At 67.5% G+C, this 21615-nt stretch carries 23 protein-coding genes; 10 read left to right on the top strand and 13 right to left on the bottom strand.

From position 1 onward, the window contains the following. Nucleotides 1-116 precede the first annotated feature (116 nt). The 7 genes from FHS79_RS10420 to FHS79_RS10390 form a co-directional block, all read right to left on the bottom strand. Entirely contained in the window at nucleotides 117-1301 is a 1185-nt protein-coding gene (locus tag FHS79_RS10420) for an acyl-CoA dehydrogenase family protein (RefSeq protein ID WP_184199334.1), read from the bottom strand. Further along, the gene (locus tag FHS79_RS10415) at nucleotides 1298-2269 is read right to left on the bottom strand and encodes an NADP-dependent oxidoreductase (RefSeq protein WP_184199331.1); all 972 of its coding nucleotides are present in this window, start codon (nucleotides 2267-2269) and stop codon (nucleotides 1298-1300) included. The genes FHS79_RS10420 and FHS79_RS10415 overlap by 4 nt, the downstream gene beginning before the upstream one ends. Nucleotides 2270-2272: 3 nt before the next feature. Next, the gene (locus FHS79_RS10410; protein ID WP_184199328.1) at nucleotides 2273-3262 is read right to left on the bottom strand and encodes an MDR family NADP-dependent oxidoreductase; all 990 of its coding nucleotides are present in this window, start codon (nucleotides 3260-3262) and stop codon (nucleotides 2273-2275) included. Beyond that, nucleotides 3259-4056 (bottom strand): alpha/beta fold hydrolase, encoded by a 798-nt coding sequence (locus tag FHS79_RS10405; protein ID WP_184199325.1) that lies wholly within the window; start codon nucleotides 4054-4056, stop codon nucleotides 3259-3261. The genes FHS79_RS10410 and FHS79_RS10405 overlap by 4 nt, the downstream gene beginning before the upstream one ends. Further along, nucleotides 4053-5099 carry a 2,5-dihydroxypyridine 5,6-dioxygenase NicX family protein gene (locus FHS79_RS10400; RefSeq protein WP_184199323.1) on the bottom strand — a complete coding sequence of 349 codons (1047 nt, stop codon included), beginning with the start codon at nucleotides 5097-5099 and terminating at the stop codon, nucleotides 4053-4055. The genes FHS79_RS10405 and FHS79_RS10400 overlap by 4 nt, the downstream gene beginning before the upstream one ends. Nucleotides 5100-5192: 93 nt before the next feature. Next, nucleotides 5193-5897 (bottom strand): fumarylacetoacetate hydrolase family protein, encoded by a 705-nt coding sequence (locus tag FHS79_RS10395; RefSeq protein WP_184199321.1) that lies wholly within the window; start codon nucleotides 5895-5897, stop codon nucleotides 5193-5195. Beyond that, on the bottom strand, nucleotides 5890-6624 hold the full coding sequence (locus FHS79_RS10390) for a helix-turn-helix transcriptional regulator (protein ID WP_184199319.1): 735 nt from the start codon (nucleotides 6622-6624) through the stop codon (nucleotides 5890-5892). The genes FHS79_RS10395 and FHS79_RS10390 overlap by 8 nt, the downstream gene beginning before the upstream one ends. 82 nt (nucleotides 6625-6706) lie before the next feature. Between FHS79_RS10390 and FHS79_RS10385 the strand changes: the two genes are divergently transcribed. From FHS79_RS10385 to FHS79_RS10375, 3 genes are read left to right on the top strand one after another with little or no spacing between them, the layout of a single operon-like run. Further along, nucleotides 6707-8026, top strand: coding sequence for a hypothetical protein (locus FHS79_RS10385; protein ID WP_184199317.1), 1320 nt, complete (start codon nucleotides 6707-6709; stop codon nucleotides 8024-8026). Then, entirely contained in the window at nucleotides 8023-9441 is a 1419-nt protein-coding gene (locus FHS79_RS10380) for an FAD-binding oxidoreductase (protein WP_184199315.1), read from the top strand. Before FHS79_RS10385 ends, FHS79_RS10380 begins: the two co-directional genes overlap by 4 nt. 9 nt (nucleotides 9442-9450) lie before the next feature. Further along, nucleotides 9451-9711, top strand: a complete 261-nt coding sequence (locus tag FHS79_RS10375) for an Lrp/AsnC ligand binding domain-containing protein (RefSeq protein ID WP_184199313.1) — start codon at nucleotides 9451-9453, stop codon at nucleotides 9709-9711. On the opposite strand, the gene FHS79_RS10370 is transcribed toward FHS79_RS10375, so the two are convergent. Then, nucleotides 9708-10241, bottom strand: a complete 534-nt coding sequence (locus tag FHS79_RS10370; protein WP_184199310.1) for a DUF7010 family protein — start codon at nucleotides 10239-10241, stop codon at nucleotides 9708-9710. The genes FHS79_RS10375 and FHS79_RS10370 overlap by 4 nt on opposite strands. Nucleotides 10242-10377: 136 nt before the next feature. On the opposite strand from FHS79_RS10370, the gene FHS79_RS10365 reads away from it, so the two are divergent. Both FHS79_RS10365 and FHS79_RS10360 read left to right on the top strand, forming a co-directional pair. Next, complete coding sequence (locus FHS79_RS10365) at nucleotides 10378-11034, top strand: DsbA family protein (protein WP_184199307.1); 657 nt, start codon at nucleotides 10378-10380, stop codon at nucleotides 11032-11034. Further along, nucleotides 11031-12338: an MFS transporter gene (locus FHS79_RS10360; protein WP_184199304.1), complete on the top strand. Its 1308-nt coding sequence runs from the start codon at nucleotides 11031-11033 to the stop codon at nucleotides 12336-12338. The genes FHS79_RS10365 and FHS79_RS10360 overlap by 4 nt, the downstream gene beginning before the upstream one ends. Here FHS79_RS10360 and FHS79_RS10355 read toward each other — a convergent pair. Both FHS79_RS10355 and FHS79_RS10350 read right to left on the bottom strand, forming a co-directional pair. Continuing rightward, nucleotides 12314-12811: a nuclear transport factor 2 family protein gene (locus FHS79_RS10355; RefSeq protein WP_184199301.1), complete on the bottom strand. Its 498-nt coding sequence runs from the start codon at nucleotides 12809-12811 to the stop codon at nucleotides 12314-12316. The two genes, FHS79_RS10360 and FHS79_RS10355, sit on opposite strands and share 25 nt — an antisense overlap. Then, the gene (locus FHS79_RS10350; RefSeq protein WP_184199298.1) at nucleotides 12804-13115 is read right to left on the bottom strand and encodes a hypothetical protein; all 312 of its coding nucleotides are present in this window, start codon (nucleotides 13113-13115) and stop codon (nucleotides 12804-12806) included. The genes FHS79_RS10355 and FHS79_RS10350 overlap by 8 nt, the downstream gene beginning before the upstream one ends. A gap of 193 nt (nucleotides 13116-13308) precedes the next feature. Between FHS79_RS10350 and FHS79_RS10345 the strand changes: the two genes are divergently transcribed. Genes FHS79_RS10345 through FHS79_RS10325 form a run of 5 tightly spaced genes read left to right on the top strand, consistent with a single transcriptional unit; the run spans nucleotide 13309 to nucleotide 17572 of the window. Beyond that, a complete protein-coding gene (locus tag FHS79_RS10345) occupies nucleotides 13309-15486 on the top strand; it encodes a TonB-dependent receptor (RefSeq protein WP_184199295.1) in 2178 nt (725 codons plus the stop codon). After that, a complete protein-coding gene (locus FHS79_RS10340) occupies nucleotides 15486-16181 on the top strand; it encodes a hypothetical protein (protein ID WP_184199292.1) in 696 nt (231 codons plus the stop codon). Before FHS79_RS10345 ends, FHS79_RS10340 begins: the two co-directional genes overlap by 1 nt. A gap of 11 nt (nucleotides 16182-16192) precedes the next feature. Beyond that, the gene (locus FHS79_RS10335) at nucleotides 16193-16969 is read left to right on the top strand and encodes a hypothetical protein (protein WP_184199289.1); all 777 of its coding nucleotides are present in this window, start codon (nucleotides 16193-16195) and stop codon (nucleotides 16967-16969) included. A gap of 55 nt (nucleotides 16970-17024) precedes the next feature. Continuing rightward, nucleotides 17025-17282, top strand: coding sequence for a type II toxin-antitoxin system ParD family antitoxin (locus FHS79_RS10330; RefSeq protein WP_207792306.1), 258 nt, complete (start codon nucleotides 17025-17027; stop codon nucleotides 17280-17282). Beyond that, on the top strand, nucleotides 17282-17572 hold the full coding sequence (locus FHS79_RS10325) for a type II toxin-antitoxin system RelE/ParE family toxin (RefSeq protein WP_184199286.1): 291 nt from the start codon (nucleotides 17282-17284) through the stop codon (nucleotides 17570-17572). The genes FHS79_RS10330 and FHS79_RS10325 overlap by 1 nt, the downstream gene beginning before the upstream one ends. Here FHS79_RS10325 and FHS79_RS10320 read toward each other — a convergent pair. From FHS79_RS10320 to FHS79_RS10310, 3 genes are all read right to left on the bottom strand, one after another. Beyond that, nucleotides 17569-17976 carry a RidA family protein gene (locus tag FHS79_RS10320; protein ID WP_243452808.1) on the bottom strand — a complete coding sequence of 136 codons (408 nt, stop codon included), beginning with the start codon at nucleotides 17974-17976 and terminating at the stop codon, nucleotides 17569-17571. The genes FHS79_RS10325 and FHS79_RS10320 overlap by 4 nt on opposite strands. Continuing rightward, nucleotides 17973-20360 (bottom strand): oxidoreductase, encoded by a 2388-nt coding sequence (locus tag FHS79_RS10315; protein WP_184199283.1) that lies wholly within the window; start codon nucleotides 20358-20360, stop codon nucleotides 17973-17975. Before FHS79_RS10315 ends, FHS79_RS10320 begins: the two co-directional genes overlap by 4 nt. A gap of 73 nt (nucleotides 20361-20433) precedes the next feature. Beyond that, nucleotides 20434-21615 (bottom strand): acyl-CoA dehydrogenase family protein, encoded by a 1182-nt coding sequence (locus tag FHS79_RS10310; protein WP_184199280.1) that lies wholly within the window; start codon nucleotides 21613-21615, stop codon nucleotides 20434-20436.

The raw sequence follows: 21615 nt of genomic DNA, 5'->3' as shown, positions 1-21615 counted from the left end.
AGCCAAACCACGATCTCAAGAACCAGGGGCCTGACAAGCTGCTGCTGCCGCGACCAAGGCTAACCCAGATCGTCCAGCCAATATACAGGGGCCTGAGGCCCCAGCCGCCGGAGGCCTCACTCCTGCCCCGTTACCGCCGCCGCAATCCCCAGCATCAGCACATCGCGCGTGAAGTCGCACGACCAGCCGATCCAGGCGTCGTTCAAAAACCGCCCCGCCTCATATTCGGTGGTCACGCCGTAGCCGCCGAGCGTTTCCACGCACAGCTGCGCGCAGCGGATCGCGGCATCGACCGCGCGCACCTTGGCGGCGGGTGCTGCGACCATTGCCGCCTGCATCGGGTCGGTTTCGCAGAGCGCTGCCGCGTGCCAAACCATCAGCCGTGCGGCGGTCACCTCCTGGTGCATTTCGGCGAGCTTCATCGCCACCGCCTGGGCGCGCGCGATCGGCGCCCCCATCGAGCGGCGCTGCTTCGCATAGTCCAGCGCATAGCCATGCGCCGCCCGCGCCAGCCCGACGAAGCAGGCGGCGAGGCAGACCGGCATTTCGGGCACCATCGCGAACAGCATCGCCGCCCCCCCCGCGCGGCCGAGCAGCGCGGACGCCGGCAGCGCCACATCGTCGAAATGCAGCGCGGCATGGCTGGTCAGCGGCCAGCCGATCAGCGGCGTCTTGCGCCCCACGCTCATCCCCGGCGTGTCGGCCGGCACCCAGAACAGGCTGAGGCCTCCCATCAGCGGCTGCGCGGCATCGGTGCGCGCGATGATGAGGTAATTGTCGGCCACCCCGGCATTGGTGATGAACGCCGATTTCTCGCCGCGCAGCGTCCAGCCTTCACCTTCACGCACCGCTGCCAGCTTCGGCCCGAACGCCGGGTCGGCCCCTGCCAGCATAAGCTCGGAGCCGGCGACATTGGGCTCGGACTGCGCGCCCGCCAGCACCATCGCCGGGGCTGCCGAAAACGCCGCCAGCTCGGCTTGCGCCCCGGCGCGCTGGAGCAGCAGCGGCATGGTGGCAGTGAGCGAAAAATAGTCCGACGCAATGCCGACATCCGCCGCCCCCAGCTCCTCGAGGATCAGCGCCGCATCGAGGCACGATCCTCCCAGCCCGCCGAGCGCCTCGGGCACGAAGATCTTCGTCAACCCGAGCGCCGCCCCCGCCTCGAACACCGGCTTCACATCGTCCCAACCCGCCTTTGCATGCCGTGTCCGCTCCACCAGCGGCCTGATCTCGCTTTGCGCAAACCCTCGCGCCGTTGCCTGCAGCTGCGACTGTTCGGGCGTGGGTGCAAAGCCGATCATCCGCCGATCTCCAGCACCATCTTGCCGCGCGCATGCCCGGCATCGAGCGCTGCATGGGCCGCCACGATCTCATCCAGCTTGAAGCGCCGCCCCACCGGTGACCGCAACTGACCGGACTCGAAAAGCGGTCGCATCAGGTCGAGGATCTGCGGCTGCGCGCTGAACGCGACGATCTTCGTCGTCACGCCATGCTTCGCCATGTTGGCCTCGCGGTTCATGATCTCGACATCGTCGCCGCGCAGCACCACCAGCAGCGTGCCGCCGGACTTGATCACGTCATAGCAACCCTGTCCGGTCTCGCGCCCGATCACATCGAGCACCACGTCGAACTGCCGCCCCAAGCTCCGGAAATCCCCGGCCGCATAGTCGAACACCTCGTCCGCCCCCATCGCGCGCACATGCGCCTCGCTGGCAGCACTCGCAGTCGTCGTCACATGCGCGCCGTGCGCCTTGGCAATCTGGATTGCGAAGCTGCCCACGCCGCCGGCTCCCGCCTGGATCAGCACGCGCTGTCCGGCCTTCAGCCCGGCCAGATTGATCAGCCCATGCCACGCCGTACACGCCGCCATCGGCACCGCAGCCGCTTCGGCAAAGCCGAGGTTCGCCGGCATGTGGCGGACAAGATAGGAAGGGCTGGCGACAAAGCCGGCATAGGCGCCCGGCCGCATCACATCGATCAACCCATACACCCGGTCGCCGATCTCGAACTCGGACACGTCGAACCCCTTGGCAACGATCGTGCCGGCCACGTCGCAGCCGAGAATATGCGGCAGCGCCAGCGGGAACAGCCCCGCCAGCCAGCCGCGCCGCAGCTTCGCCTCGAACGGGTTGAGCCCGGCCGCCTCCACCTTGATCAGCACCTCATTGTGCGGCGCGATTTCCGGCAGCGGCACGTCGGCCAGTTCGAGCATTTCCGGCGGTCCATAGCCGGTCAGCCGGGCAGCGCGCATGGTTTCGGGAAGGCTCATGGGTCAGGACTCCTGATGGTCGAGGCGAACGATCTGCTTGCCCGGCGCCGGATCGGCGAACAGCCCGGCAAAGGCCGCCGGCGTGGCGGCTAGCCCTTGGTGGATCGTCTCCACCGCCCGCAGGCTGCCATCGGCAAGGGCTGCGGCAAGGCGCTGCAACGCACGCGGCGCATCGTGCATATGATCGGCAAGCAGAAAGCCCTGCACCCTCGCGCGCTTGAACAGGATCGGCAACGCACTGCCATAGCGCGGCGGAGCGGCGTCATTATACGCCGCGATGAACCCCAGCAGCACCACCCGCGCCTGCAGCGCCAGATGCGCCGCCACAACGTCATGCAGCGCACCGCCCACCCCATCGATGAAGCCATGCACCCCGTCCGGCGCCAGCGTCGCAAGCTCGGCCGGATCGGTGGTCGCGGCCTCGAAGCCGAGTGACTGGCGCAGGAAATCGCATTGCGCCGCACTCGCCGCCAGCCCGATCACCCGCGCCCCGGCCGCCCGCGCCAGCTGCCCCGCCACCACTCCCACCGACCCGGCCGCCGGAGCAATCACCAGCACCTGCCCCGGCAGCACCGCAGCCAGTTCGGCAGTGAAAAAAGCGGTCAGCCCCGAAGGCCCGAGCGTCGACAAATGGTGCGACGCCGGCCCGGCATAATCGGGCAGCCGCTGCACCTTTGCGGCGGGCAGGGCGGTGAACTGCTGCCACCCCGTCTCCGCCGCAACCAGCGTGCCCAGCGGAAACGCCGCATCGTCCGAGCCGACTACGGTCGCGAGCCCGCGCCCGTCCACCACCGCACCCAGCGGCATCGGCGGCCCCACCCGGCTGTCGGAACGCATCCGCAGCCGCGGGAAAGGGTCGAGCCCCAGCCACTCGACCTGCAGCAGCAATTCGCCCGGCCGCGCCGCCGGCATCGGCGCATCGACCAGCGCAAAGTCCTCCGGCGCCGGCGTCCCTTCCGGATAGCGCACCAGCTGAACCTGCAGGTTGCTCATGCCGCCTCCGCCAGAAATGCATCGAGTGCTGCATTGAAAAGTTCGGGCGCTTCCAGATTGGACACATGCCCCGCCCCCGCAATCATCTCGAACCGCGCCCCCGGGATCGCCGCTGCCATGCCGCTCGCAAACGCCGGCGTCGCTATGGGATCATGCTCCCCGGCCATCACCAGCACCGGCACGCTAATTCCCGCCAGCGGCGGAAAGTCGCTGAACGCCGTCACCGCCTCCAGTGTTGCCAGATAAGTCACAGGGTCGAGTGCGGAATGGCTCGCCAGCAGCGCCGCCCGCACCTCGGCGGAAATGCCCGGGCCGGCGATGCTGTCGACAATGCCGGGTGCAATCTCGGCCATCGTCCGCCCCTCCTCGAGCGGCTTGCGCCGCAGCGCCATGAAGGCTGCCACCTTATCCGGCGGTGGTGCTGCCCCGGCACTGGTATCGGCCAGCGTCAGGCTCGCCACCAGCCCCGGATAGCGCCGCCAGCAATCGAGTGCGATCCGCCCACCCATCGACAGCCCGACCAGATGCGCGCCACTCCCATTCCGGCCCCCGAAATGCCCGATCACCGCCGCCAGATCATCGGCAAAATCGGTGAAGCACCGCACCGGCGTTCCGATGCTGTCGCCATAACCGCGCGCATCCCAGGCCAGCGCATGAAAGCGGCCGCCAAAATGCGCCAGCTGCGGCGCCCAATTGTGCCGGCTGCCGCCCACGCCGTGCAGAAACACCAGCAGCGGCGCGCCCGCATCCCCGGCTTCCTCCAGCGCAAGCGGCGGGTCGTTCAATCTCATCATGCCAGCTCGGGCACCAGCACACCGTCCACCACCACCGGCGCACCATCGAGCGTGATCGTGCAATGCCGCACCGGCAGGTCGAAATGCCCGAGCGTTGCCCGGCCGGCAAAAGGGTTGGCGCCGGTCGAGAACAGGAAATTGCCGGCAAAGGCACGCAGCTCGATGCCGTTGATGTCGCCCTTGTCGTACATCATCATCGAATCCCAGCGCGCCCCATGGTTCATCCCCCAGCCGACATGCGACGTGCCATACGCCTCGCGGTCCCCCCAGGCGGCAAAATAGCTGCGCATCAGGTCGGCATCGAGGCCACTCCCCTCCACCGCGGTCACATAGTCATTCTCGATCACCAGCCGGATCGGCTTTTCCAGATAGCGCTTGAAGGTGATGTTGATATCGCCCTCCGCCAGCACCAGCGTGCCGTTGACCGAGCCAAGTGCTGGAAAACAGCTGCAGATGCCGCCGGGCCAGGTGGCGAGCATCCCCGGCTCGGGCACCGCCCCCAGATTGCCGCCGATGCGGGCACCCGTCAGCCCGATGGCGAGGTCCGTCCCCGCTGCACTCGTCACATGCATGGCACTCGCCGCCTGCATCAGCGCCCGCCCGCGCCGCACCCGCGGGATCAGGCTCGCATCGGGCGCCAGCCGCTCCAGCAGCTCGGGATGCTCGTTGGACACATAAAGAATTCGCCCGCCCGCCTGCAGAATCTCCGGCGTTTCATCGGCATGCATCAGCCCCTCCACCGTCAGGTCGAGCACGAGGGCTGCCGATTTCAGCGCCTCGATCACCGGACGGATATGCTGGATGGCGTTCGAAGAGCCAGTGGACCGGATCGCCACCGCCACGCTCTGCCTTGGTGTCGGCACGATCACATGAAACGCCTGCAACCCCAGCCGCAACGCCGCCAGCTCCGCCAGCTGCACATTGATCCCGCGCGACTGGCTTTCGGAAAGGATCGCCACCGCAGCCCCTTCCGGCAGCGCGCAAAGGCTCAGCGCTGCCGCAAAGCTGTCGATCCAGCGGGCTTCGATACGGTCGTTCAGCATGGGCGCGCTCTCGTGATCGGTGTTGCAGCCCTTGTCCCTTTGCAGGGGGGACAGGTTCAACCATCGACCTTGGGCAACAGGCATAACTTCCATTCAACCGAGGGTGAGCGTGGCCCCGCCATGCAAGCCGGCATCGAGCTGCAGCCTATCCCCGCGCCCGATCACGGCCGCACGGCACATGGCGCCGGTGGCGATCCAGTCTCCCGGCCGCAACCCGCGCGGGTCATCGGCCAGCGCAGCCCGCAGCGCCGCCAGCGCCCGCAGCGGATTGCCGAGCACCACATCGGCGCTGCCCCGGCAAGCGACCGCGCCATTCACCGAAAGCGAGATCGCCAGCGCCGCCGGATCCTCCAGCGCCGCCAGCGGCAGCGGCGGCCCGATCAACACGCCACAACTCGCCGCATTGTCCGCCACGATCGCCCCGGTGCCGTGCGCAAAGGGCGCGGCAAAGCTCGGCCGGTTGAACTCGGCCCCGGCATGCGCCGCCACCGGCTGAAGATCGTCGCCGAGCAACAGCAGCACCTCGGGCTCGACTTCGAGCGGCCGCTCGCCTGGAAAAACCGCAATGTCGCCATCGCGGAACAGGCGGAACAGCCGCCCATGGATCGGCGCCTCCACCCCCAGGAACGCCATCGCCCCCGCACTCGTCGCCCCCACCTTCCACCCCGACACCGACCCCATTCGCCCGGCCAGCGCCGCTGCCACCGCATACCCCTGCGCCAGCGTCAGCGCCGGCACCTCATCGACCAGCCCGCCCCCCAGCCGTGCCGCTGCCAATGCCCTCACAAACTCATCCATGCTGCCCCCGATCCCGCCGCCATTCGGTCGGCGTGCACCCCATCACCAGCCCGAACCGCCGGGTGAAGGCCGATTGGTCGGTATAGCCCACCGCCTGCGCCACTTCGGCGATCGGCTGGCCATCGCGGATCAGCGGCAGCGCCCGGTCGATCCGCAGCTTGTGCAGGAATCGCATGGGGGACATGCCGAAGGCGCTGCGGAAATCCCGCTCCAGCTGCGACGGCGACACGCCCACCAGCGCCGCCAGCCCCTCCAGATCGAGTGCTCCCGACGGCCGCGCCTCCAGCTGCGCCACCGCCCGCGCCAGCCGCGCATACATCGGCTGCCGCGCTTCCGATGCCGCCAGCCGCCGCGCACTCGCCGCAACGCCGATAATGCTGCCATCCTCGCCGCGCAGCGGATGCCGCGAAAACAGCAGCCAGGCCGCCGACCCGCGCCCGGCCGCGGCCAGATCGAGCCGGTCGGTCAGCGGCTCGCCGCTCGCCAGCACCTGCGCATCGAGCGCCTCGTAGCGCGCGGCCACCAGCGGCGGAAAGAACGCCGATGCCCGCGCGCCGAGGAGTGCCGCGGCATCCCTCACCCCGCACAGCCGCGCCATCGCCGGATTGGCCGCGACATAGCGCAGCCCGGCATCCTTGATGAAGAACGGACAATCATCGAGCCGTTCGAACAGGCTGGAGGCAAGGGCGACCGCGGCATGCATTGTGCCGATATCGGCACCGGCCATGCGCGGAGGCAACAAGACTAATGCGGTCGCCGCCATGACAATGCGGCATGACGTCGAACCTGGATTCTGGAGGAGCCCGACCATGACCCGCATCTGGACCCCGCAACCTGACGCCGAAGCCTTTGTGCAAGCCCAGCTTGCCGCCGCCCTCGCCGCCGTGCCGCAAGCCGCGCGCTATGCGCAAGCGCTGCGCACCACCACCGGCGTGCGGCTGCGTGATATTCTCGATCATCTGGTGCTGCCCGCCGATGCAGTGGCCGAAGCGCGCAGCCTCGGCTGGCTCCCCGAAAACGAAGCCCTCGCCAACCCGCTCGGCTTCTTCCCGACCGTTCTCGAAGGCGCCCCCGCCCTGGCATTCCGCGTCGAATCGCTCGCGCGATTTCAGGCCGCCACCGGCACCGATGCCGCCATAGACGGCGCCGAACACGGACCGCTGCGCCTGGCAGACGCCTTCACCGGCGGCGGCTGGACCATCCGCGCCGTCGAGCGCGCCGGCGGCCTCGGCCACACGCCCGAAGCACTCCCCGCTGCCAGTATCCGCGCCGGCCGGCTGCACCTGCAGATCTTCCGCACCCGCCGTCGCCGCTTCGAGCATGTCGCGGCGGGGCTCGCGCACACCGAGGCACTCGTCGATGCCGCCGTCGCCGAAATCGGCCCGCACCGCGCCTGCCACCTCTGGTTCGTCGCCGAGCGCGACTATTGGATGAGCCGCTGCCCTGCAGGCCGTGTGCAGGCCGAGCGCCAGAACCGTGCCGGCATCGGCTGGTCGAACATCGATCACCACACCTATGATGGCTCGCGCGAGCATTTCGCCGCCACCATCCGCATCCTCGAAAAGCTCGGATACGAACTGCGCGAGATGCTCTACGCCGGCGCGCTCGCCGGCTGGGGTTCGCAGATCCTCGAACAGCCCGCCCTCAAGAGCACGATCTTCGCCGATGTCGACCTCGCCCCCCACGAAACCGACGTCGATTTTGCCCATCAGCCGCTGCCGCCGCTGGACAAGCACCGCCGCGCGGGCATCATCTCGATCATGCACGGCGAATCGATCCTCGAAGGCGGCCTCAACCATGTCGCGGGCATGTACGACCAGCGCGCGCTGCGCCGCATCCTGTCCGAAGCAGGGCAGGAAGTCATGGCGCCCTTCTCCGATTTCCCCTTCCTCTACCAGGAGCTGACCACCGGCGATGTGGCCGCGGTCGAACCCGCCCGCCTCGATGCGCTCGAAGCCGGCGGGCATCTGTCGGCGGCCGAAGCCGAGGAGATCCGCCTGGGCGGCACCATCGCCGCGCACCTCGAAAACCTCGAGCGTAACGATGGCTACAAGGGCTTCAACATGCCCGGCATCGACGGCGTGCTGCGCAAGCTCGATCCCCGAAAAGATGTGAGTGCAGCGGCATGAACGCCCCCACCATCATCGAAGCGCCGAACACCGCCGCCGTCATCGCCGCCCTGCAAGCGCGCTTCGGCGACCGGCTGAGCACCTCGCCCGCCATCCGCGAAGCCCATGGCCGCGGCGAGGGCCTGCGCGATCTCGCCGCCCCCTCCGCCGTGGTGTTCGCCGAGACGACCGAAGATGTCGCCGCCGTGCTCGCCCTCTGCCACGAAGCGCGCGTGCCGGTCATCCCGTTCGGCACCGGCACCTCGCTCGAAGGCCAGCTGCAGGCCCTCGGCGGCGGCATCTCGCTCGATCTCGGCCGCATGGACAAGGTGCTCGCCATCAACGCCCCCGACATGGATTGCCGCGTGCAAGCCGGCGTCACCCGCGAAGCCCTCAACCATGCCATTCGCGACCAGGGGCTGTTCTTCCCGCTCGATCCCGGCGCCAATGCCAGCCTCGGCGGTATGGCCGCCACCCGTGCCAGCGGCACCAACGCCGTCCGCTACGGCACCATGCGCGAGGTGACACTGGGGCTGACCGTCGTCACCCCGCAAGGCCGCATCATCCGTACCGGCGGCCGCGCCCGCAAATCCTCCGCCGGCTATGATCTCACACGCCTCTACATCGGCTCGGAAGGCACGCTCGGCGTCATCACCGAGCTGCAATTGCGGCTGTTCGGCGTCCCCGAAGTCATTTCCGCGGCGCGCGTGCAATTCCCCGATCTCGCCAGTGCCGTGCAGACGGTGATGGCGGTGATGGCGTGCGGCATCGCCGTGGCGCGCATCGAGCTGCTCGATGCGCTGCAGATGCAGGCATGCATCGCCTGGTCGAGGCTCGAAGGCTTCGCCGTGGCACCCACGCTGTTCCTCGAATTCCACGGGTCGGAAGCCGCCGTCGCCGAGCAGATCGCCATGGTCGAGGCGCTGGCCGGCGAGCATGGCGGCAGCGCCTTCGCTTTCGCCACCACCACCGAGGCGCGCTCGGCGATGTGGCGCGCCCGCCACGAGGCCTATCACGCCGCACGCGGGCTGGCGCCGGGGAAGGACAGTTTCACGACCGATGCCTGTGTCCCCATCTCGCGGCTTGCCGATTGCATCGCCGAAAGCCATGCCGAGGCGCAGGCGCTGGGCCTTGTCGCCCCGATCGTCGGCCATGTCGGGGACGGCAATTTCCACATGCTGGTGCTGTTCGACCCCGCCGATCCGGACGAGCGCGCCCGCGCCGACAAGCTCGCCGCCAGCGTCTCCGAGCGCGCCATCCGCATGGGCGGCACCTGCACCGGCGAGCATGGCATCGGCGTCCACAAGCTCGATGCGCTGCTGCTCGAACATGGCGCCGAGGCGGTGGCGGTGATGCAGGCGATCAAGGCCGCCCTCGATCCCCATGGCATCATGAACCCCGGCAAGACCGTTCCCTCGTTGCCTCCGCTCGGCTAGGTTCACCCCATGCAGACATTCTTCATCTCGGTCAGTTGCGAGCGCGGCCAGACCTACACCGTGGGCCGCGAAATCCTCAAAGCTGTCCCCGGCGTCCGCGAAGTCTCGGCCATCAGCGGCAAATGGGATCTGCTGGTAAAGCTGGTGATCGAGGAAGGTTTCGACGTCGGCCAGCTCGTCAACGAAAAGCTTGCTGCCGTGCCCGGAATCCGGCGCACCAAGACGCAGGTGGCGTATTTCGTCTATAATCCCGACGATGTGTTCTTCTAGCCACGGCCGCGACGGCTGAAGATCAATGCGGAAAATCCGCATTCGATTGCACCCACGATCAGCGCCAGATTGCCCGGCCAGATCGGCCCCAGCACCGTCGCCACTACGCCGGCGGCCACAAGTGCTGCCCCCAGCGCCCAGTAAAGCGCCTCGCCATACACCGTGCGAAACACGAAATAGCGCGCGCCGATGATGATCGCCATCACCGGAAACACCGCTGTCGGGAGCATGCCGAGCAGCCCATAGGCGATGAAGATGCCGGCAAAGAGAATGAAGGTGCTTTCCAGCCCGAGCCGTTCGAGCGGATTGCCCTTCGCCAGCTTCGGCGCCCGAAACCCGGTCCGCGCGATGAGGAGGGACAGCGGCACGATCGCCATGCCACCGAAGAACAGCACCGCAAACGCCATGTCGACCCCGGCGCGCAGCCAGACGAGCCCGCTGGCAAGCCAGACCAGCCCGGACACCAGGACCCCCGGTGCTCCGCGCACAAAGGCGGCGCGCATGTCTTGCTGGGCAGCGTTGAGGTCCATGCATTCATCCTGCACGTCCGGCAGCCGTTCGCAATCCCCCATCCCCATGCCCGGCAGTGATGGCCACCGCTGCACAGGCTATTTGCGTGAGGCCGCCCGAAAGGGCCGAATAGCGGCTCATCAGGGAGCCCCACCGATGCGTATCGATGCCGTTTACGATTTCCTCTGCCCCTGGTGCCATGTCGGGAAGCGGCATCTCGATCTGGCGCTCGCCGCCGAGGCCGGGTGCGCGGATGCGCTTCCCATTCAGGTCCATTGGCGCCAGTTCATGCTCTATCCGCACTTCGACCGCGCCGGGCATGTATTTCTCGACTTCTTTCGCGAGAAATATGGCGAAGGCCTGCGCGTGCCGATGTGGGACCGCATCCGCAGCGTCGCCGAGCCCGTCGGTATCAACTTCGTCTTCGAGAAGATCACCCGCGGACCCCCCTCGATCGACGGTCACCGCCTCGTCCGCTGGGCCGAGGCACAGCACCCCGGCGTTGCCGGCGCCATGATCGAGGAGATCGCCGGCAGCTTCTTCGAACACGCCAAGGTCATCGACATGGACTTTCTCGCCGCCCTCGCCGGTCGCCATGGCTTCGACGCCGCCGCCGCCCGCGCGCATCTTGAATCCGACGCCGATCTCGAAGCCCCCTTCCGCGAAACCGAGGCCTGGCGCGCTTCCGGTGTCAGCTCGATGCCGCACTACATCCTCACCTCGGGCGGTGGCCGGTCCGAGATCATCAACCAGACGAGCATCGCCGCCTTCGCGCAGGCCTTCGACCGCGCGCGCACGGCACGCGCTGCATGAGCGATCCCGATGGCGACTGGCCGTCGCCTGCAATCGCCTGGGGGTCGGTGGCGGCACTGCTGCTCGCCTATATCGTCTCCTTCGCCGACAGGCAGATCCTCAGCCTGCTGGTTGGCCCCATCAAGGCAGACTTGCAGATCTCCGACACCCAGTTCAGCCTGCTCGCCGGTCTTGCCTTCGCCATCTTCTACACGGTGATGGGCCTGCCCTTCGGCCGGCTGGCGGACCGCGCCAGCCGTCGCCTCATCGTCGTGGTCGGCACCCTCGCCGGCGGCATGGCAGCGGCGGCGTGCGGCCTCGCCAACAGTTTTGCGGCCCTGTTCGGCGGCCGGGTTTTCGCCGGCACCGCCGATGCCGCGCTCGGGCCTTCGGTCTTCTCGATGCTCGCCGATCTCTTCCCCCCCGCCAGCCGCGCCCGCGCCTTTTCGGTCTACAGCCTCGGCATCTATTTCGGCGCCGGCCTGGCGTTCGGCGCCGGCGGGCTGGTGGTGGGTGCCGTGGCGGAAAACCCGCAGGTCACGCTGCCGCTCATCGGCACGGTGCAGGCATGGCAGGCCGTCTTCCTCGTCATCGCCGCCCCGGCCTTCCTCCTCGCCCCCTTCCTGCTGCTCCTCCCCGAGCCAGTGCGCCGCGGCCGCGCCGAAACCCCCGAGCAGCTCCGCGTCCGCGAAACCCTCCGCTATGTCTGGACACGGCGCGCGCTGTTCGGCCCCTGGTTCTTCGGCTTCGGCATCGTCGTGCTCGCCAATTTCGCCACCCTCGCCTGGACGCCCGAATTCTTCATCCGCCGCCACGGCGTATCACCGCGCGATGCCGGGGTGCAGATCGGCCTCATCATGGCGGTCGCCGGCTCGGTCGGCGTGCTGGCGGGCGGCTGGTTCGCCGATTGGCTCGCCAGCCGCGGCCGGCGGGACGGCACGCTGATCGCCGGCGCCCTCGCCTGCCTCGGCGGCATGGTGCCCGGCGTGATGTTCCCGCTTGTCGATGATCCAGCCCTTGCCAAGGCGCTGCTGGCACCGCTGTTCTTCTTCGGCGCCTTCGCCAGCGGTGCGGCTCCTTCGGCCATCGGTGCCGTGGTGCCCAACGAAATGCGCGGCCAGGTGTCGGCGCTCTATCTGCTGGTCATCAACCTGCTCGGCATCGGCCTCGGCCCCACCTTGCCCGCCCTGTTCACCGATTTCCTGTTCGGAGACGAAGCAAAGCTCGGCCTGTCGCTGGCGCTCACCGCCGCCATCACCGGCCTGCCGTCAGCCTGGCTCCTCCACCGGGCGCGCAAACCCTATCTGGCCGCCAGCCAGCGATAGCTTTCATCATCCCGGTCACGCCGTCCCTTGGGCAGCTCGCCATTCGCCTCGAACCATCCGGCATCGACCGCACGGGTCTCGCCCCAGTCCATCGCCTCGGTGTGCGCCACGCTCCGCCACACGCCGTCGCGCTGCTCTGCATGGCCAAGATAACGCCCCAGCACCACCAGCTCGCGCCCGTCTGCCTCCTGCCAATGCCAGGTGCGCACATAGGCCTCATAAGCGATCCGCCCGTCCCCCACAGGCACCAGCAGCACATTGCCGATGTCATGCCGCGTGGCCGCGAACATCCCCATGAACCCCATCGCCACCTCGACAAAGCCCGCGGGCGCGCCCGAATAGATGCTCCCCAGCGTGATCACCGCATCGGGCCAGAAGGCCGCCGCGATCAGGTCGGGGTCACGCCGGTCCACCCCGCGCGCATAGGTGTAGAGCGCCTGGCGGATCGCCTCGGCAGCGTGAGCCTCAACCAAAGCGCACCTCGCCGGCCGCATTGTCCACCAGCACATGGCAATCGAGATATTCGACTTGCGGAGCATGGCCGGTCTTCGCCTCGATCATCACGCTTGCGCGCGCAAAGAACGCCTCCGCCGAAGCCCGGTCCGCCCAGAGATAGATGCTGCGGCCTTCCCCCTTCGCAGCATCAAGATGGATCGCCTTGCGAATGAGCGCCGGCCCCGCCGCCTGATAAATGGGAATCGTGCGGCGAATTTCCTCCAGCGCCGCCTCATGGCTCTCGCCGGGCGCCAGCCTGAAGCGGACAATGGTAGTGATCATGCAGGTCTCCGAGCGATTTTCGCAAGGCTGCAGGGGCAGGGGACCCCGCACAAGCGCACTTCCACACCCGGCGGCGGAACTAAAATTCATGGCTGCGGCGGGATTAGTGATTTGGGCACAACTGCGCCTGCAGTCAGTCTGCCCTTGCAAGTGCGGCCGCGCCACATGCGGCCGGTCCGGAGGGGGAAAGACAATGCGGACGATGATCATGGCGGCCCTGCTCGCCGGTGTCGCAAGCCCGGCGATCGCGCAAACAGCCACGGCGTCCGAGGCGGAGGGCGGCGAGATCATCGTCACCGCCCAGAAGCGCGCCGAGCGCCTCGTCGACGTGCCCCTCTCGATCGTCGTCCGCACCGGCGAAGAGCTCAAGAACGGCGGCATCAACGATTTCAACCAGATCATGAGCCGCGTGCCCAATCTTGTGGTCGTGGACACCCCGGCCAACAAGTCGATCACCATCCGCGGCATCGGCACCAGCGGCAACAGCTTCTCGTTCGAGCAATCGGTGGCGCTGTTCGTCGATGGCGTCTACGGCGGCCGCAACCGCCAGTACAACCAGCCTTTCCTCGATGTGGAGCAGATCGAGGTGCTGCGCGGCCCGCAAGGCGCACTCTTCGGCCGCAACACAAGTGCGGGCGCCATCGCCATCCGTTCGACCCGCCCGACGCAAACGCTCGGCGGCGAAGTTTCGGCCGAATACGAAACCGTGCGCGGCAGCACCAACGTCACCGGCATCATCAATGCCCCGGTGTCGGACAAGCTCGCCGTCCGCCTGGCGGGCCGCTACGCGCTGAACAACGGCTGGCTCGACAACACGACGCTCGACCGCAAGGAGCCCGTCGCCGACCAGTATCTGCTGCGCGGCTCGCTGCTGTTCACCCCTTCGGACACGGTCACCCTGTTTGCCAAGCTCGAATATACCAAGCAGGATATCACCGGCTCGGCCTTCGAATTCGTCCCCGCCGGCACCCGTCCCGATTATCTGAAAGACACCGACGACGCCTTCTCCCCAGAGCGTGACAACAGCGACAACTGGAACGGTGCCGTGCAGCTCGATGTCGAGCTGGGCACCCACACCCTCACCGCCATCACCGGCTATTCCTATTATGGCTATGAGCAGGCGTTCAACATCCAGGCGCGCCGCCCCGCCCGGCTCGTCGTCGACAACAGCGAGCGCTTCTCGCAATGGTCGCAGGAGGTGCGGCTGGTCTCGCCCAGCGACACCGCGTTCGATTACATCGTCGGTGCCTATGCCGAATGGGGCCGCAGCCGCGTGCGCCGGCAATCGACCATCGACACCCCGGCACCGCCGGGCATCAACACCATCACCTTCCGCACCTTCGATCAGGATACCGATGTCCTCGCTGCCTTCGCCCAGGCCGGCTACAAGCTCACCGATACCTTGAAGCTCAGCGGCGGCCTGCGCTGGACCAACATCCGCAAGCGCGGCCTCGTCACCGGCTTTACCCGGCTGTTCAACGTGCCCCCCGCCCCCGCCAGCCTCACCATCCCGCGCGCCGATCTCGAAGGCCGCTTCACCGAAAACGCCTGGGCGCCCTCCGCCACGCTCAGCTGGTCCCCCAACCGCGATCTCAACCTGTTCCTGCGCTATGCACGCGGGGACAAGGGCGGCGCCTTCAGCGAGTTCCAGAACGTCACCGCCGACACATTCATCCTGGCGCCCGAAAAGTCGGACGTGTTCGAGGCCGGCCTCAAGGCGCAATTCCCTGAAGTGAACGGCTTCTTCAGCCTCGTCGCCTTCACCACCGACTATTCGGACCTGCAGAAGTCGGCCCTCGACATCAACACCGCCAGCTTCATCACCAGCAACGCCGCCGGCGCGCGCACCCGCGGTGTCGAGCTGGAAGCGAGCGTGTCGCCGGTGGAGGGGCTGCGCCTCTCGGCGGCCGCGGCGTATCTCGATGCCTTTTACACCAGCTGGCCCAACGGCCCCTGCCGCTTCGACAACCCGGCACGGCTGGTGCCGGGCTGCACCCAGAGCCGGCAGGGGGACCGGCTGCAAAGTTCGCCGACCTGGACCGGCAATCTCGCCATCGATTACGACCGCCCGGTGAGTGACTCGCTGCGGGTGTTCGGCAGCGGCTTCCTCAATTTCCAGTCGGACATCAACTATCAGGAATCGGGCAGCCCGCTCGAAGTGCAGACCGGCTTCGCCAGGACCGATGTGCGCCTCGGCGTCGGCAGCGCCGACCGCAAATGGGAGCTGGCATTGCTCGTGCGCAACCTCTTCGACGTGCGCACCTCGTCGCTCATCTTCGAGGTCTTCCCCGTCGGCGTCGGCCCCAATGATCGCGCCCATGTCCCCGATCCGCGCCGCAGCTTCACGCTGCAGGGCCGGGTCGCGTTCTGATGCTGGAGGCCGACGATCTGGCGGCGTTGCAAGCCCTGCCGTTCCCGGTCGAGGTGGCGGGCAGCCGCGCCCGCTTCATCATCGACATGGCAGTGCTCGGCCACACCGATGCTCCCGATCCCTCGGGCCGCATCGGCGACAAGACCAGCCAGAACTATTTCGCGCTCGACACGCGCGGGGACAGCTATTTCGTCGCCGGGCTGCTCTATCCCGGCGGCATCATCCCCAAACCGACAAAGCCGATGCCGGTGAGCGCCTTTCGCGGCGCGCCACCCAGGCTCAACAATGAAGTGGTGTGGGATTTCACCGCCACCAGGCCGATCGGCCACCACTTCGACCGCGGCTGGGTGCTCATCAACGGCAGCCAGCCCGGCCTCGATACCCGCGGCACGCCCATCGATCTCCCACGCCAGGTTCCACACCTTCTCGGCACCCACAGCTTCTTCTTCGGCGATTTCACTGCAGACCAGCTTTCGCCGCCCATGCTCATCGCCAAGGGGGTCGAGAACGGCAATGATCCCGATGACGAGGTGGTCGTCCGCGCGATCGCCGGCGGCACCGGCCCGTTCCGCTTCGCGCGCGGCAGCTGCCGTCAGGATCGCATCGGCCGCAACACCAGCCCGCTGCGCAGCTTCTCCAATCTGGGCGATGTGATGTCGCCCAACTACCGTTTCACCTTCGACCTGCTGCTGTGAGGAACGCCACCATGACCGATGCTTCGCGCCGCACGATGCTGGGGCTCGCCGGCTCCATGGGGCTGCTCGCCGCCGGCCGGCCGCTGCTGGCGCAGCAAACGCAGATGGTGATGCCCGGCCCTGCCGATTGGCTCAGCCTCACCCCCGATGCGCGCGGCATCGTCCGCTTCGCCATCGATGTGGCGGTGATCGGCAACAGCGATGCCATCGACGCATCGGGGCGCATCGGGCCGAAGGACAGCCAGGATTATTTCAACATCGATGTGCGCGGGGACACCTATCAGGTCGAAGGCGCGCTTTATCCCGGCGGCACCATCCCCAGGGCCAGCGTGATGACGCCCGGCCGGCCCGGCGGCAAATCGAGCGTGCAATATCAGATCAACTGGGATTTCAAGGGTGCCGAACCCGTCGGCCATTGGCTCAGCCGCGGCTGGGTGCTCATCAACGGCAACCGCGAGCCGGCGAAGGACACCAGGGGCACGGTCATCGAAACCGCCCGCACCGAGCCGCACCTCCTGTCCGAACACAACTACGTGTTTGGTCGCTTCGGCCCCGACAATCTCTCCCCCGAAATGCTCATCTCGAGCGGCGTCGAAGACGGCAATGATGTCGACAAGGAAGTGCTCGTCCGCGCCATCACCGGCGGCACCGGCCGCTTCCGCTTCGTCACCGGCCAGGTCGTCGAATCGCGCAACGGCCGCAACAGCAGCACGCTGCGCAGCTTCTCCAACTTCCCCGGCGCCTATGCCCCCAACTACCGCTTCGATTTCGAGCTCAAGCTCGGCTGATTGTCAGTCTTTGACATAGCCTTTGCGGATGGTATCTTCCACTCAGGAGATTGCCATGGCCGCAATGAACGTATCGCTCACCCCCGAGCTCGACAGCTTCGTCCGCACCGCTGTCGAAGGCGGCCGCTACGCCACATCGAGTGAAGTCGTCCGCGATGCGCTGCGACTGCTGCAAGCCCGCGAAGCCGAGCACGCCGAACGCCTCGCCTGGCTGCGCGGCGCCATCGAGGAGGGCCTTGCCAGCGGCCCGGCCGAACCCTGGGATGTGGAAGCCCTGCTCGCTGAAGCCCGGGCATCGACCGCCGGTCGCTAGTGGCGCACATCGTCCGCAGTCCGGCTGCACGGCGGGACACGATCGAAATCTGGCGCTACGTCGCGCAGCACGACCGCACGGCAGCTGACCGGCTTGTCCGGCTCTTCGACAGCAAATTGACGATGCTGCGCGACGAGCCGCTTGTGGGCTCACCCAGACCAGAGCTGGCAACCGGCCTCCGGTCGTTCGTCGTCGGGCGCTACACCCTGTTCTATTGTCCCACCGGCCACGGCATCGAGCTTGTCCGCATCCTGCACGCAGCCCGCGACATCGGCAGCGAGCAGTTCTAGGCGCCCGCCACCGCCGTCGCTTCGATCTCGATCATCGCGTCGGCTTCCATCAACGCCGTCACTTCCACCACCGCCATCGCCGGAAACAGCTTGCCAAATACCGCGCGCCACGCCTCGCCGATCGCCCGCGCCTCGGAGAGATAGGCCTCGCGGCTGGTGATGTACCAGGTCATCCGCACGATATGATGCGGCCCAGCACTGGCTTCGGCCAGAATCGCGGCAATGTTGCGGAACGCCTGCTCTGCCTGCGCCGTCATCCCTGCGGGAAAACGCTCCTCGGCATCCCACCCCACCACGCCGGCCGTCACGATCAGCCTGTCACCGGGCTGAATCGTCACCGCAACGCCGTTCGCATAGCCCTTGGGCCGCGGCCACCCAGCCGGCTGCAAATGCACCATGCTCATTCCGCCGCCGCCCGTTGCACGCCGGTCTTGAACGCCAGCGTCCGCTCGGTGTGGTGGCGCTTGGGCTTGGCCTTGCGCTGCAGCTCGGCCTGTTTCTCGCGGGTCCTTTCGGTCTCGCGCCAAAGCTGCGCCGCGCCGGAAAGATAGGGCTTCGGCACCGCCAGCCCGCGCTTCGTCCCATACCAGGCCGCCGCGTGCATCGTCCAATTGGGGTGCGTCAGATGCGGCCGCCCCACCGCCACCAGATCGGCGCGCCGGCAGGCGATGATGGTGTTGACCTGCCCCGGCTCGGTGATGGCACCCACGCATATCGTCTTCACCCCCAACTCGTTCTTCAGGCTTTCGGCAAACGGCACCTGATACATGCGGCCATAGGTCGGCGCCTGGTGCGGCACCGTCTGCCCGCTGCTCACATCGATCAGGTCCACGCCCGCGTCCGCAAAGCCGCGCGCGATCGCAAAGCAATCGGCCTCGCTCAAGCCGCCCTCGGCCCAGTCCGACGCCGAAATGCGCACCGCCATCGGCCGCTCCTCGGGCCAGACCGCCCGCATCGCCCGAAAAAGCTCAAGCGGAAACCGCAGCCGGTTCTCGATTGCACCGCCATAGCCATCGGTGCGCAGGTTGGTCAGCGGCGACAGGAAGCTCGCCAGCAGATAGCCATGCGCACAGTGCAGCTCGAGCAGATCGACCCCCGCCCGCGCCGCACGTTCCGTGGCGCCCACGAAATCCGCCGTGATCCGCGCCATCCCGGCTTCGTCCAGTTCGGCGGGCACCTGGCTCTCGCCCTCGAACCATGCGATCGGCGACGCTGAAACCAGCGGCCAATTGTCCTCTGCCCGCGCAATCGGATGGTCCATCTTCTCCCAGCCAAGCTGCGTCGAGCCCTTGCGCCCGGCATGCCCCAGCTGCAGCGCAATCCGCGCCCCGCCATCGGCATGCGCAAAGTCGATAATCCGCTTCAGGCTCGCTTCCTGCGCATCGTTCCAGAGCCCCGGGCACCCGAGCGTGATCCGCGCGTCCGCACTCGGGCAGGTCATCTCCAGGTAAACCAGCCCGGCCCCGCCCTGCGCCCGCGCCCCATAATGCATCAGATGCCAGTCGGTGAACTCGCCCGCCACCGCGCGATATTGCGCCATTGGCGAAACCACCACGCGGTTCGCCAGCGTCAGCCCGCGCAACGTCAACGGCGTGAACATCGGGGTGGGGCGCGAATCCCTCGCATCATGCCCCGTCTCGGCAAGCAGCGTGTCGTAAAACTCGCTGTCCACCGCGTCCACGAAATCCGGGTCACGCAGCAGCAGATTGTCATAGGTGATCGCCTTGGCCCGGCTCATCACCACATTGGCAAACTGCATCACCGGCATGTCCCAGCTGCGCCGCACATGCTCGAACCAGGCCAGGCTCACTGCGGCATTGTGCTGGGTGATCTCCACCGGCGTCCGCCGCGCCGCCTCATACGCCGCAAACGCAGCCCCCACATCATGCTCGTGCGCCAGCAGCGCATCGGCCAGCGCAATCGCGCATTCCATCGCCAGCTTGGTGCCCGAGCCGATCGAATAATGCGCCGTCGCCTTGGCATCGCCGAGCAGCACGATGTTGCCATGCGACCAGGCCTTGCACTCCACGCGCGGAAAATTGCGCCACAATGAGCGGTTGGTGATCAGCCCATGCCCCTGCAACTCGTCGGCAAACACCCCCTCCAGATAGCGCGCTGCCTCGTCCTCGCCCATGCCGGCAAAACCGTGCCCCGCCCAGGTCGCCGGATCGGTCTCGAAAATCCAGGTCGAGCGCCCCGGCTCATATTGGTAGGTGTGCGCGGTGATGATCCCGTGCGGCGTTTCGCGGAAGAAATAGGTGAAGTCGGTCAGCGGCCGCGTGCTCCCCATCCAGGTGAACTGGTTCGCCATCAGCCGCACTTCGGGCTGGAACGCTTGCGCAAAATGCGTCCGGATGCGGCTGTTGATCCCGTCCGACGCCACGATCACATCGGCATCGGCAAAGCGGGTGGAAAGCTCCGCAGGATCGATCACCTCGCCGAAGGACAGCGCCACCCCAAGCTGCCGGCACCGCGCAAACAGCACCTCGAGCAGCGCCAGCCGCGCACAGCCGGCAAAGCCATTGCCCCCGCAGCGCACTTCCGTCCCGCTCCGCACGATCCGAATATCGTCCCAATAGGCAAAGCGGTCGCGGATCATCGCATAGGATTCCGGATCACGGCTCAGGAACTCGTCGAGCGTGTCATCCGAAAACACCACGCCAAAGCCGAACGTATCCCCCTCGCGGTTCTGCTCATGCACCGCCACCTGCCAATCGGGCCGCGCCTTCTTGGTCAGGATGGCCAGATACAATCCACCCGGGCCGCCGCCGATAATTTCGATCTTCATGCTCCAGCTCCATGACGGGCGGCGGTTTCCCTGTTTGCGCGCCTGCGCGCGCGGGCGCCGATAACCTCGATCTTCACCGATTGCCTCCCTTCGCCTGCGCCAGATGCTCGCGCGCAATCACCATCCGCTGCACCTCCGAAGCGCCCTCATAAATCCGCAGCGCCCGCACCTCGCGGAACAGGCTTTCGACGATATGCCCATGCTCCACCCCCAGCCCGCCATGCAGCTGCACCGCCTTGTCGATCACCTGCTGCGCCGCATCGGTCGCATGCAGCTTCGCCATCGCCGCTTCCCGCGTGTTGCGCTGCCCCATCACATCGCGCAGCCACGCCGCGCGATAAATGAGCAGCGCCGAGGTATCGACATCCAATGCCATGTCCGCCAGCTGCGCCTGCACCACCGCATTCTCCGCCAGCGGCCGGCCCTGCAGGGTGCGCGCCTGCACCCGCGCCGTCGCCTCGTCGAGCGCGCGGCGCGCAAACCCAAGTGCGGCCGCCCCCACGGTCGTGCGGAAGATGTCGAGCGTCGCCATCGCCTGCTGGAAGCCGCGCCCCGCCTCGCCGATCAGCGCATCGCCGGGCAGCCGCATCCCGTCGAAGCGCAAAGTCGCCAGCGGATGCGGCGCCATCACCCGGATGCGTGCGGCAATCTCCAGCCCCGGCGTGTCGGCCGGCACCAGAAACGCCGAAATCCCCTTGGCCCCCGGCGCCTCGCCGGTCCGCGCGAACAGCACATATTGCGATGCGATTCCGCCGTTCGAGATATAGGTCTTGGCGCCGTCGATAATCCACTCATCGCCGTCGCGCCGCGCCATCGTCGTCATCGCCGCCACATCCGAGCCGCTCTCGGGCTCGGTCAGCGCAAACGCCCCCATCCGCGCACCCGAGGCGATGCCCGGAAGCACCAAAGCTTTCTGCGCCTCGCTGCCGAACAGGCTGATCGTCCCCGATCCCAGCCCCTGCATCGCAAACACGAAATCGGCGAGCCCCGACCAGCGCGCCAGCGTCTCGCGGATCAGGCACAGCGACCGCACGTCAAAGCCCTCATGTGCCCCACCATAGGCCGCCGGCACGGCATGGCGCAGCCATCCACCATCCCCCAACAGCCCCAGCAGCACCCGGCATTGCCCATCGATATCATCGTCCGAGTGGGGCAGGGGCCCCAGCACCCGCGCGCACCAATCCTCCAGCGCACAGGCCAGGTCCTGATGCTGCGCGCCCAGAAACGGCCAGTCGAGAAAGCTGCGGTCGGCCAT

The sequence above is a fragment of the Polymorphobacter multimanifer genome (assembly GCF_014205635.1).
Taxonomy (GTDB): domain Bacteria; phylum Pseudomonadota; class Alphaproteobacteria; order Sphingomonadales; family Sphingomonadaceae; genus Sandarakinorhabdus; species Sandarakinorhabdus multimanifer.
This window is presented reverse-complemented; position numbering and strand designations above follow the sequence as displayed.